Source organism: Eubacterium xylanophilum ATCC 35991 (assembly GCF_000518685.1).
GTDB classification, from domain to species: Bacteria; Bacillota; Clostridia; order Lachnospirales; family Lachnospiraceae; genus Eubacterium_F; species Eubacterium_F xylanophilum.
The window spans coordinates 1-12611 of the sequence record NZ_JAEB01000039.1; the positions used below are offsets into that span (position 1 = coordinate 1).

General features: G+C 32.2%; 12 protein-coding genes. All 12 read left to right on the forward strand.

What is annotated here, in order from left to right; genetic code table 11:
- The coding region (locus L877_RS0106840; protein WP_156922991.1) for an integrase core domain-containing protein at window positions 1-234 on the forward strand (234 nt) is incomplete at its 5' end.
- Window positions 235-662: 428 nt separating this feature from the next.
- Complete coding sequence (locus L877_RS0106845) at window positions 663-1913, forward strand: nucleotide sugar dehydrogenase (RefSeq protein ID WP_026835440.1); 1251 nt, start codon at window positions 663-665, stop codon at window positions 1911-1913.
- A 286-nt stretch (window positions 1914-2199) separates the two neighbouring features.
- Window positions 2200-3471, forward strand: a complete 1272-nt coding sequence (locus L877_RS0106850) for an O-antigen ligase family protein (protein ID WP_156923007.1) — start codon at window positions 2200-2202, stop codon at window positions 3469-3471.
- Between the two features lie 129 nt (window positions 3472-3600).
- Window positions 3601-4758 carry a CapA family protein gene (locus L877_RS0106855; RefSeq protein ID WP_051437729.1) on the forward strand — a complete coding sequence of 386 codons (1158 nt, stop codon included), beginning with the start codon at window positions 3601-3603 and terminating at the stop codon, window positions 4756-4758.
- Complete coding sequence (locus L877_RS13485; RefSeq protein ID WP_026835443.1) at window positions 4755-5744, forward strand: WaaS/CpsH family glycosyltransferase; 990 nt, start codon at window positions 4755-4757, stop codon at window positions 5742-5744. Before L877_RS0106855 ends, L877_RS13485 begins: the two co-directional genes overlap by 4 nt.
- Window positions 5745-5760: 16 nt before the next feature.
- Window positions 5761-6405 (forward strand): acyltransferase, encoded by a 645-nt coding sequence (locus tag L877_RS13490; protein WP_156923008.1) that lies wholly within the window; start codon window positions 5761-5763, stop codon window positions 6403-6405.
- Window positions 6383-7852, forward strand: coding sequence for a lipopolysaccharide biosynthesis protein (locus L877_RS0106870; RefSeq protein ID WP_034785313.1), 1470 nt, complete (start codon window positions 6383-6385; stop codon window positions 7850-7852). Before L877_RS13490 ends, L877_RS0106870 begins: the two co-directional genes overlap by 23 nt.
- Window positions 7842-8867, forward strand: a complete 1026-nt coding sequence (locus tag L877_RS0106875; protein WP_026835445.1) for an acyltransferase family protein — start codon at window positions 7842-7844, stop codon at window positions 8865-8867. Before L877_RS0106870 ends, L877_RS0106875 begins: the two co-directional genes overlap by 11 nt.
- Window positions 8842-9759 carry an ATP-grasp fold amidoligase family protein gene (locus L877_RS0106880; protein WP_026835446.1) on the forward strand — a complete coding sequence of 306 codons (918 nt, stop codon included), beginning with the start codon at window positions 8842-8844 and terminating at the stop codon, window positions 9757-9759. Before L877_RS0106875 ends, L877_RS0106880 begins: the two co-directional genes overlap by 26 nt.
- 302 nt (window positions 9760-10061) lie before the next feature.
- Window positions 10062-10895, forward strand: a complete 834-nt coding sequence (locus tag L877_RS0106885; RefSeq protein WP_026835447.1) for an NAD-dependent epimerase/dehydratase family protein — start codon at window positions 10062-10064, stop codon at window positions 10893-10895.
- Window positions 10896-11360: 465 nt separating this feature from the next.
- Window positions 11361-12320, forward strand: a complete 960-nt coding sequence (locus L877_RS12520) for an SIR2 family protein (protein WP_026835448.1) — start codon at window positions 11361-11363, stop codon at window positions 12318-12320.
- A gap of 63 nt (window positions 12321-12383) precedes the next feature.
- The coding region (locus L877_RS0106895) for a transposase (RefSeq protein WP_026835090.1) at window positions 12384-12611 on the forward strand (228 nt) is incomplete at its 3' end.

Sequence of the window (12611 nt, forward strand, 5' to 3'; positions counted from 1 at the left end):
GATGGTAAGAGCCGCTGGGCAGATAACATCATGATCGAACGGTGGTTCCGTAGTTTCAAGTACGAGGAAGCATATCTCACAGAGTATGCTAATCTCAAAGAAGCGAGAGAAGCCATCGGAAGATATATCTACACCTATAACTTTGAACGATGCCATCAGGCAATCGACAATAAACGTCCTGCTGAGGTATACTATCCGGCAATGCTTTTGGATGCAGCCAGAGCAGCCGCATAATATAAATCCGGGGAGAAACAACACGGTGTTCTCCCACTTAACCAGTCAACATATCAGTTCATTATAAAAATATTAAATTTTTGTCTTGACAACTGAGCCATTATATTGTTTATATTTTTTAGTAGTCATATCTGCTGCATCTAAATTTTTAATTATTTTTTTCTTTTGGGGAGAAAACGTGCTATATATTGTAGCACGGTATGGATATGATTGTTAAGAGTATAAATTGGAAAAACTCATGAAAACTACTGAAAAACTGGGGGACTTTGTGCAAACCCGTAAAAAAGAGTAGAACTACTAATAAACATGAGGACGGAGAAGAAAAAAATAGTAGACATACTAATAGGTATGGGGATGAGGAACTAAAAAAATATAGACGAGGTTCTCCGTGTTTTGGAGGAGAATCAAAAGCAAGGAGTGGAAACAATATGAAAATAGCAGTAGCAGGAACAGGATATGTAGGTCTTTCTTTAGCAGTTCTTCTTTCTCAGCATAACGAGGTGACTGCTGTAGACATCGTGCCTGAGAAGGTCGACAAGTTGAACAATTGGCAGTCTCCTATTCAAGATGAATACATTGAGAAATACTTATCCGAAGCCAAATCCAAATCCAAATCTCGTGTGCTTAATCTTACAGCTACAACCGACGGAGCAACTGCATACGCTAATGCAGACTTTGTGATTATTGCCACTCCTACTAATTATGATAGTAATAAGAATTTCTTTGATACAAGCGCAGTTGAATCTGTTATTGATTTAGTTCTTCGCTCTTCCGACACGGCAGTGATGGTTATTAAGTCCACCATACCTGTGGGGTATACAGAAAGTGTGAGGAAGAAGTTTGGAACAGATCGCATCCTCTTTAGTCCGGAGTTTCTTAGAGAATCAAAGGCTTTGTATGATAACCTATATCCGAGTCGAATCATTGTAGGTACAGATGAGAAGAACAGAGAAAAAGCAGAACAGTTTGCGGGTTTACTTATTCAGGGGGCTGAGAAGAAGAATATAGAAGTATTGCATATGGGATTGACCGAAGCTGAAGCTGTTAAGCTCTTTGCAAATACATATTTAGCTCTCCGTGTCTCATACTTCAATGAATTGGATACGTATGCAGAGGTGAAAGGTTTAGATACAAAGTCCATTATCCGTGGTGTTTGCTTGGATCCTCGCATCGGTGATTTCTACAACAATCCATCTTTTGGTTATGGCGGGTATTGCCTTCCTAAGGATACGAAACAGTTGTTGGCAAATTATCAGGACGTACCAGAGGATTTAATTAGGGCGATTGTTGAAAGCAACAGTACGAGAAAAGAATTTATTGCTGATAGGGTGCTTAAACTAGCTGGTTATTATGACTACTATAATAGAGGGGATTATGCAACTGATATTGAGAAGAGATGTGTGGTCGGAATATATAGATTGACTATGAAGAGTAATAGTGACAACTTCCGGCAGTCGTCTATCCAGGGTGTCATGAAACGTATAAAGGCTAAAGGGGCGACGGTTATTGTGTACGAACCTACACTTGAAGATGGATCGACGTTCTTTGGATCGAAAGTGGTTAATGATCTAAAGAAATTCAAAGAGAGTTGTGACGCTATTATTGCTAATAGGTATGACTCAGCGTTGGATTATTGTATAGAGAAGGTTTATACGAGAGATTTGTTTAGAAGGGATTAAGAGGAGAGTCCAATCAAGAAAAGAGTAAGTCATAGAGCTCGGAACTGCCCAAGCAAATATATGTTTTATTTGTCATATCTGCTACATCCTAAATATATGTTTTTATTGTCTTTCTGAAGAATAACGGATAACTATTATAGCACGGTACAGATATGATGACTATTAAGAGCTATTTTATAAGTAAAGTCCGTGATAGTGGTAAAATTTGGAAAACCGAAATAGGTTTCCAATGTTTTGGATAAGAGCCAATTTGGAAGGAGCGTAAGAGAACAGGATTATTATGTATATGAAAAAAGCAAAAAGAAAAAGTAATGGAAGAATATCAATTAGAAAAATGATAGCAATTTGGGGAATATTGCTTCTATACTTTGCACCATCGATAATAATGTACAGTGAGCCTTTTTCATACTTATATGATTTTGTAAAGTATATACGTTGTGGGATATGTTTTGGTTTTATTGTACTTGGAGCCAGTAGATCATATTTGAAAATCAATTTGGTAAAATATTCTTTGTTATTGTTTTTCTTATCATTGTTTATATCTTCTGCACTTGGTGATTTGAATATTTTCAGTTGGATTAATACTACACTATCTATTTTGGGAATTTATTATATTATAGAATATTATGGCAAGAAAGATATATATGCATTTTTATATTACGCATACTTGTATTTTCTTGTGTTATTGTTGATTAACGATTTTTTTATGATTGTTTCACCTGGAGAATTAATTATTGTAAAGAATCAGTTGGGAAATCAGCCGTTTTATTTTCTTACTTCGAAGAATACTTTTGCAATGTTTAGTTTTCCTTTGCTTTTGCTATCTAATCTATGCTATGAAATCAAAATAATTAGAGGTATCGACTTGATGATGTCAGTGGGATTAGCTATTTTTCCGATTATAGTTGTTCATTCTGTCACTTCTCTTGTCTGTATTGTGTTATTTGAATTGGCTTTAATTTTTTTGTCAAAGAAAGTTGAGAGAATATTTAGCGCTAAATTTTGGAAAAACTTGTTAATAGTATTAAGCATATTTCAAATTGCTTTTACATTTATATTTAGAAGTAAAGCAGTACAATATATTATTATTACTTTGTTAAAAAAAGATCCGACGTTGTCAGGAAGATCTTTATTATTTGATTCTGCGCATCAGCTTATTAGTAATCATTTTATACTAGGAATGGGAAATGGTATGGATGGATATTATTACTATACTGTTTCTCCTGAATATGAAACGGGGGGAATAATGTGGGCACATAATACTAGTCTTGATTTACTTACGCAAGGAGGGATAATTTTATTTATTCTTTTTTATATTGTCATGTTTTTTTCCTTTAGTAAAATATTCAAGAAAAAGAAAAGAATTAATAGAATTTCATTGGTAATTGTTTGTATGCTAGTAGCATATACGTTGATGGGATTTACTGAAAGATTTGAATTTAGGTATGATTTACATTTTTTGTTTGCAATTGCTTCTATTTCATGGAAAATTAAGGCAAGTGAGGATGTCCCAATGAAACAGGGGGAAAATATTGAGTTTTTTCCGAAAAAAGCGTAAAAGAGAATAGAATAACTGAAAATTTGGGATGAAAAATGACTAGGGGAGAAGATAAAATTTAAGTTTTCGGGGGAAAGCTTATTTCAAAAAAATTAGTTTAATAATCAATTATTTAGTGGAGTAAAAAAAATGAATGAAGAATCAATAACAATTATTATTGGCGGAGATTTTGTACCGACTAAGGGTAACCACGTTTTTTTTCAAAATGAAGATATAGAGGGGTTGATTGGAAATAAGTGTTGGGAACTGTTCAAAAATTCGGATTTGAGGGTTATAAATCTTGAAACTCCATTATCGGATGCTACTTCACCAATTGTTAAGTGGGGGCCAAATTTACATGCTCCAGTGGACTCGATTAAAACAATAAAGAAAATAGGAATTAATATTGTTGGAATTGCAAATAATCATATTATGGATCAAGGAGTAGATGGATTAGAAACAACAATAAAAACGCTCGACGCATATGGCATCCAGCATGTTGGCGCGGGTAATCCCTACGAGGAATCAACAAGAGTAATAAAAAAACATGTAAAAGGAAAAACTATTGCAATGTATGCGTGTTGTGAAAATGAGTTCTCTACGTTAAACAACATGGGGGCAAATCCCTTTGACATATTTGAAACGTTTGATCATCTAATAAGCATCAAAGAATCATGTGATGTTCTTGTTGTGTTATTTCATGGGGGAATCGAGCAATATAGATATCCGACTCCACGAATGCAGAAAATTGCACATAAAGCTATAGATAGTGGTGCGGATATATTTATAAGCCAACATAGTCATTGTATTGGAGCATATGAGGATTATAAGGGAAAAACTATTGTTTATGGTCAAGGTAATTTTATCTTTGATGTGGAAGATAATGAGTTTTGGAATAGTGGGTTATTAATAAAATTAATAATAAAAGATAAGATTGGTGTAGAGTATATCCCAATAGTAAGAAATGGAAGTGGAATTGTAATTGCTGATGAAAAGGAATGTAATTCCATTTTAGAAGCATATGAGAAAAGATCTGAGGATATTTTGCTTCCTGGCTTTGTTGAGAAAAATCTTCACAATTATTCAAAAAAACACATATATAATTATCTGAGATTATTTGGTGGCAGTGCAACTGGGAATATTTTTTATCGAGGAATAAATAAGATTACAAATAATCATTTAAGCAAGAAAACATTCGGAAAAAAGAAAGTGGCTTGCATCTTAGATTATATGCGATGTGAATCATTAAATGACTTTATTGTTGCGGGCTGTATGGAGATTCTTAATGAAAATGGAGTGTTGAAGTGAAATACAATTATGTAGTATTTGGATCTGATGATCCTTATTATGTTTTGGGTTATGATGAATTAAATCATAGAAATGATTCACAGTACCTAGATACGTTATTTTGCCAAAGGAAATTAAAAAAAACAATGAGAGTATTAAGAAAGATACATATGACTCCAAGGATAAAAAAATATATAGAATTACCGTGGAAATACATATGGAATAAGAGATTATATTCTAATTGTTTTGATAATGGCAAACCAATATGTTTTTTGTTTTTTTCGGCAGGAGAATTTACAGATCATATTCCATACGGTTTTGTTGAATATTTAAAGAAAGAATATCCTGATTCAAAATATGCTGTGTTTTATCAAGATTTAGTAGGTAGTAATAAACGCACTGTAAGTTTCGATATGTTTCGGGAAAAGATGGATTTGTTAATATCATTTGATTATCATGATTGTAAAAAATATAAGATGCTATATCATCCATTAGTATATTCGGATATTGCTGGTAAGATTAAAGAATTAGATGAGAAAAGTGATATATATTTTTGTGGTGCGGAAAAGAATAGACTTACGGAGATATTAGAAGCATATGAATTTTTTAATGAACTTGGATTGAAGTGCGATTTTAATATAATAACAACTAATGAAGAATTGTTAAAAGAACAGATGTCTGGTATTCATTATTGTAGGAAGTTTTCGTATTTTGAAAATCTGAGGCATATAAAGTCCTGTAATACAATGCTTGAAATAATGCAAAAAGGGGGGACAGGTTTTACAATCAGGGCATTGGAATGCATAGCTTTCAATAAGAAATTAATTACAAATAATAGTTATATTAAAGAAGCTCATTTTTACAATACAAACAATATTATTTTATATGATCAAAACAAAAAAGCTGAATTTTATATAGAATTTATTAAGCATAAGGCAAGTTCTTATGAATATATGGAAACTGTACTTCCTTATGAATTGCTGCAATTTATTGATGATAATCTGTAAAGACATGGTGTACTATATGTATAGAATTATTAGAGATATAATTACTCTTTTTGCAAAAAAAATAAAAAATCTTAAGAAGAGGGCAATAATCATATCGCAAAATCCAAGCTTGCATTTGGGTTCTGATTGTGTATTTCAAAATATTGAGTACATACATTTCGGTGAAGGTGTGGTTTTGGGGGATGGTTCAAATCTATTATGCACAGATGAATATAAAGGTGCAAAGTTGGCATCAAATCCCAATTTGTATATTGGAGATTCGTTTCATTGCACTAGAAATCTTACTATTCAATGTGCTGGTAAAATAGAGATTGGTAATAATGTACTTGTAGCAAGTGATGTTTTTATTATTGATTATAATCATGGTGTATTACCTATTAAAGATAATTATTTAGACAATAATCTTGATATTTCTAAAGGAATAACAATATGTGATGGAGTTTGGATTGGAAATAATGTTGTAATACTTGGCGGGGTGTCGATTGGAAAGAAATCTATAATAGGAGCAGGATCGGTTGTTACAAGCGATATACCAGAGTATTCAATTGCTGTAGGTAATCCAGCGCATGTAATAAAAAGATATAATCAAGAAACAATGGCATGGATTAAAATATGTGATGAGAAGATGTGGGGAATAAATGATTCAAAAATTGATAAGTAAATATACTAACCTCTCTGATGGGGCAAAATCCGGAATTGTATTTACTATCGCAACTTTATTTACAAAGGGCTTGGCGATTATAACTGTACCTATTTTTACAAGAATAATGTCATCAGATCAAATAGGAGTTGTCAACATATACAGTTCCTGGTTTTCAATGATAAGTGTTATCGCCACCTTGTCGTTGACATCAGGTGGTTATCAGCTTGCATTAAAAGAGTTCAATAATGACAAGGATGGATACGAATCATCAGTTTTGTCTATAACCACGATTATGGGAATTGTCATATTTGGTCTTTTTTTGTTGTTTCCTGCCTTTTGGAGTAAATTGCTTGGATTACCTACTTCGCTGTGTTTTCTATTGTGTATAGGTTTTCTTGTTTCACCTGCACAGGATTTTTGGATGTCGAGACAAAGATTTGAGTATAAATATAAACTTTCGGGAATTATTTCCATTATAACTACTATACTAGCATCTATTGCTAGTGTGGTGGTTGTTGTTTTCATGACTCAAAACGGTTATGAAAACACTGCCACAGGTAGATTATGGGCGAATTATATTTTTGTTTATGGTACAGCTTTTATTTTTTTAATATATATTTTTGCTAAGGGGAAAAAAATATTTGTATGGAAATATTGGAAGTTTTCATTGTCTCTTAGCATTCCACTTATGGGGCATGCAATTGCGATAACTATATTGGATTTATCTGATAGGCAAATGATTAGTAAAATGGTAAATAATAGTGCTGTTGGGATATATAGCACGTTATATATTGTGAGTTCTATATCATTGATAGTGTGGAATGCAATCAATGCGTCATTTGTTCCATATCTGTTCAAAAATATTGATGATGAAGACAGACACAATGATATACGTAAGATATCATCATTGCTTTTAATCATATATTGTTTAATATCTGTAGTATTTACATATTTGGCTCCAGAAATTGTTCGTATTCTTGCAACTAATGAATACTTTGAAGCTGTATATATAATGCCACCAATTGCAATGGGAGTTTCACTGACTGCTGTATCAAATATGTATTCCAATATTCTTGTATATTATAAAAAAACTAAAGTTATAATGATATCATCTATAGTAGCAGCTATAAGCAATTTGATTCTAAACTATGTTTTTATACGTGCATTTGGCTATCAGGCTGCGGCTTATACAACCTTGGTCTCATATGTGATTCTTACTTTGATTGAGGGGGCTATAGCAACAAGAATTTACAAGAAGTTAACAAAGAAAAAAAATATGATTTATCCGAATAACATCATTTTCTGTATTTGCTTAGTATCGTTTGTAGTGGAAATGTTAGCTCTTTTATCTTATAAAACGATTATTATAAGGTACGTAGTATGTGCTAGTATTATTTTTGTTGTATATATAATATTCCGACAGTTTTGGGGAAAGTTGGTGAATACCAAGGAAGATGAATTTTGATTTAGAAGATATAAGTAAATGGCGTACTGAAATTATGGGAATCTCTGCAATCATGATTCTGCTGTGTCATTCAGTAGTTGCAAAAGTTGAGTTGCCCAATATAGTAACTAAAATATTAGTATATGGGAACCTTGGTGTAGACATATTTCTTTTGGTGTCCGGTTTTGGAATGTTTTATTCATGTCGGTATGCTACAGCAACTGAAGGGGGGTACTCAAAATGGTTGAAGAGAAGACTAAACCGGATAATAATACCATATATAGTAATTTTGGGACCATATTGGATTTTTGATTTTGTCGTAAACAGTAGAAGTACTATGGAATTTATGTTTCGATTCACTATGCTTTCCTTTTGGACAAAACATATTGGAACGTGGTATATAGCTATGTTGATTCCCTTATATTTTATTGTTCCTTTTTGGAATAAAATATTTATTTCAGTTCAAAACAAATGGGTTTTAGTTTTATTTATGATAATACTAAATATGATTTTGGGTCTACATTCTTTTGAAAGTGATTCTAATTCTATTATAGAAAACATTGTGTTTTGTCTCCGAAGACTTCCATCATTTTATGTAGGGTGGTATCTTGCATATAAAAAAAACAATAATATAAATATATCAGTTTTAAGCATTCCGGTCTTTGTGGGGATATTTATAATAGGTCAGTTATTTTTGGATAGGCTTTGTTGGTATTGGACTGCTGCGATTAGTACAACTATGATATTAGCTGAGTTGTTTAAACTTATACAGAATATGACAATAGGGAAGATTTTTAATATAGTTGGTAAACATTCGTTAGAATTGTACCTTACGAATTATTTGTTTTTGTTTTTGCTTGCATATGTTCCGAGTTTAAGTACTAATGCATCAATAAATAAGGGAAATTATATATATTATGGATTAGTTTTGATATTTGGAATAGTATCAGCTTTTATCTACCATTTACTGTGCAAATCTATATCAAAAAATATTATTGGAGGTACAGGTTGTGAGCCTTTCAAAAAAAATTCTTAAAATTCTTAACAATCCATTAATCATAGTATTCACGCTTGGAAGAAATGGTTGGTTTAATTGGATGGATGATAGTAGTTATTTGAATATGCTTTATTGGTGCGTTTTTCATAAAAAATTAGATTTAGATAATCCGAAATCATACAATGAAAAGCTCCAATGGTTGAAACTTCATGATAGAAAAGATTATTATTCGGATTTAGTTGACAAGTATGAGGTGAAAAGAATAGTTTCAAATATAATTGGTGATGAGTATATTATACCTACATTGGGAGTGTGGGAAAGATTTGAAGATATAGATTTTTCTAAACTTCCTCAAAAGTTTGTATTAAAATGTACACATGATTCAGGCGGGATAGTAATTTGTAAAGATAAGGATTTATTAAACTTAAAGGCGGCAAAGAAAAAGATAAATAAAAGTTTAAAATCAAATTTTTACTGGCAATCTAGAGAATGGGCTTATAAGAATATTCGTCCAAGAATAATTGCTGAAGTATATATGTCTGATGACTCTGGAAAAGAACTCAATGATTACAAAATGATGTGTTTTAATGGGAAGTTTGACAATACTATGATTTGTGTAGGGCGCTATTCTGAACAGGGGGTAAGATATTATCATATGGATAGAGATTGGAAATTTCTACCATATGTATATTATGAAAATATTGATGAAGCGGATTTAGAAGATTTAAAACCAAAAAATTATGAGGAAATGATTACAATAGCTGAAAAATTGTGCGTTGGCTTTCCACATATTAGAGTTGATTTATATAATATATCTGGAAAAATCTATTTTGGAGAGTTGACATTTTTTCAGTCTGGTGGGTTTGATAATGATTTTACAGAAGACGCAAAGATGATACTCGGTGATAAAATAGTTTTAGGCAAGTCATAGATTCGGATAACTAGTGTAGAGATGAGATTTGGATGAGATTAAAGCTATTTGAAATTTTAGCAGTCATATCTGTTGCCTCTGATATATAATTTTTTCATTTTTGGAGATACCGTACTTTTTTGTATGGTATAGATGTGGCTGTTAAGAGTATATATTTGATAAAAACTCATAAATACCAACTAAAGATGGGAGTTCTTGTGCAACTCTGCAGAAAATAGTAGAAATACAAATTAAATATGGGAAATTGAATGAAAAACTGGAAAACTGTGGAGATTATCCGGGGATTGGAGGGAAACCATAATATGAAAATTTTAGTTACAGGTGCAAATGGATATTTAGGACAGGGGGTAGTTAAGCATTTACTTGATTGCGGACACTATGTAATAGCTGCTGATTTTAATGTTGACTATGTGGATGAAAGAGCAGAACGAATAGCATGTGACCTCTTTTTAATAACAGATAATCCTTATGAATATTTTAAGGAACCAGATGTGTTGCTGCACCTCGCTTGGCGAGATGGTTTTGTTCACTATTCGGATGCTCACATAAACGATATACCGAAGCACTATAATTTTATAAAATTGTTTGCTGAATCTAAAGTATCTAAGATAGTTGTTATGGGGTCGATGCATGAAATCGGATTCTTTGAGGGAAGCATCAAAGAGGATACACCATGTAATCCGACGACTCCGTACGGTATAAGTAAGAATGCTCTCCGCGAGTTAACTGCGATGTTCTGTAAACAAAAGGGGAAACTTTTCCAATGGCTTCGCGGATATTACATTGTGAGCAATAGTAAATACGGATCATCTATTTTTTCAAAAATTTCAGCTGCAGAGTTTGAAGGAAAAACAAAGTTCCCGTTTACAATGGGACTTAATCAGTTTGACTTTATTGACTATGAGGATTTCTGTGAACAGGTAGTAAGAGCAACAACTCAGGATGAAATTTTAGGTATAATTAATATCTGCACAGGAAGACCTGAGAGACTAGCTGATAGAGTTGAGCGCTTTATTAAAGAGAATGGATATAAAATAAAATTAAAGTACGGAGCTTTTCCAGATAGGCCTTATGATTCAAAAGCAGTTTGGGGAGATAGTAGCAAGATTGAAGCGATAATGAATAATAAAACTTAATTTGGCTGGCTCTCCTAAATTTCGTGTTGCTGCAAAGTGCTACAAACCCTTGCCGAAAATGGAGGAGGTTCCCCAGGTTTTGGAGGAGAGCCAAAAATGTAAAAAAACCTTTTTCATAGACCATGTGCGAATTGAAATGTAAAGAATGGTAGGGGGCTTACTATATATATAATTACAACTCATTATGGGATAATTAATTATTTGAGTAAAAAAAACTTCATGTGTAATGAATACTGATTTACGTAGATATAATTCTAGTGCTGTAGACTGAACTTAACTAGGGGTTTCATTCCAATTGTATTCTAACAAAAAATCTAATATAGATTCTTGCATCCTCTTGAAAAAGACGGAGGATTGTGGTATCTTTTTAGTAAATTGGAAGGACTATTTTTCAATTTGTTTTGACAATGAAAAAAAGGAGTAGTATGGTGTTTAGTATTTAAACATTTATACGTGTATATGTGAATGAAAAATGAATACACAAGTTCAAAAAATGAAAATAAATTAATTCATGAGAAAATTAAGAACAATTATAATGAATCTATAAGAATTTTAAGAAAGGCTAGAGATGAAGGCCAGCTAGTAATATTTGTTGGGGCTGGGGTTTCCAAAGCTTCGGGGATTCCATTGTGGAAAGAAGTTGTTGATAAAATTGCCGAGCATTTGAATATAGAAGTAGATAATGTGGATACACTAAAAATTCCCCAATATTATTATAATGCTAGGGAAAAGAATGAATACAACAAACTGATAAAAGAGATACTCTTAGCGGATAAAGATATTGAAACGAATGAATTACATAATGAAATCATAAAAATTGATGCTCACACAATTATTACGACAAATTATGACAATTTGATAGAAAGAGCTGCAGAGGATAATTCAGTTTTTTTAGATGTGATTAGTTGTGATTCGGATTTAGCGTATAGATCAGGGGAGAAAGAACTTATAAAAATGCATGGTGATTTTATACATGATAACATAGTGTTAAAGGAAGATGATTATTATTCATATTCAAGAAATTTTCGGTTAATTGAGAATTATGTAAAATCCTTTGTTGGGACAAAGGTGGTATTATTTCTTGGCTATTCTTTTTCTGATCCTGATATAAAACATATTTTTGGTTGGGTAAAAAATATATTAAATGATGATTTTCAACCGGCTTATTTGTTTGATGTGGAAAATGATTATGATCCAAATGAAGAAGCATATTATAAAAAATTTGGTATAAATGTAATGTATTCATCTGTAATGTTTCCGGATGATAATTCAGAGGAAGACAAATCAAAAAAGTTACATACGATGATAAAAAAAATAAATGAGAGTAATCCTCAAAGTGACGTTGATAAGATATATGATAGGTTACGTGTGTTTGAAAAAATGAAGTATGCATACGGAAAGACCATTGAAAGTGATGTAATATAATAATAGTTGGCACTTTTCTTAGGAAGTTTGTAGTGATATAATACAACCCAAAGGAGGTGCCACATGGCAACAAAAAAACAACGTAAATACGACATGGAATTTAAAATCCAAGCAGTTAAACTTGGTAAGGAAATTGGCGTTCAACGTGCTGCAAAAGAGCTCGGCATACCCGCACATACCATTTATAACTGGAATAAACAAGTCAAAGATGGAAGTCTTGACATCGGCGAAGGTGCTCATTCGCCCTCTAATGCCCGTACACTTAACGCAGAAATGATTGAACTGCGTAAG

Coding starts and splice junctions, on each gene's coding strand:
- L877_RS0106845 (WP_026835440.1), top strand. CDS start 663: ATGAAAATAGCAGTAGCAGGAACAGGATATGTAGGTCTTTCTTTAGCA.
- L877_RS0106850 (WP_156923007.1), top strand. CDS start 2,200: ATGAAAAAAGCAAAAAGAAAAAGTAATGGAAGAATATCAATTAGAAAA.
- L877_RS0106855 (WP_051437729.1), top strand. CDS start 3,601: ATGAATGAAGAATCAATAACAATTATTATTGGCGGAGATTTTGTACCG.
- L877_RS13490 (WP_156923008.1), top strand. CDS start 5,761: ATGTATAGAATTATTAGAGATATAATTACTCTTTTTGCAAAAAAAATA.
- L877_RS0106870 (WP_034785313.1), top strand. CDS start 6,383: ATGATTCAAAAATTGATAAGTAAATATACTAACCTCTCTGATGGGGCA.
- L877_RS0106875 (WP_026835445.1), top strand. CDS start 7,842: ATGAATTTTGATTTAGAAGATATAAGTAAATGGCGTACTGAAATTATG.
- L877_RS0106885 (WP_026835447.1), top strand. CDS start 10,062: ATGAAAATTTTAGTTACAGGTGCAAATGGATATTTAGGACAGGGGGTA.
- L877_RS12520 (WP_026835448.1), top strand. CDS start 11,361: ATGAAAAATGAATACACAAGTTCAAAAAATGAAAATAAATTAATTCAT.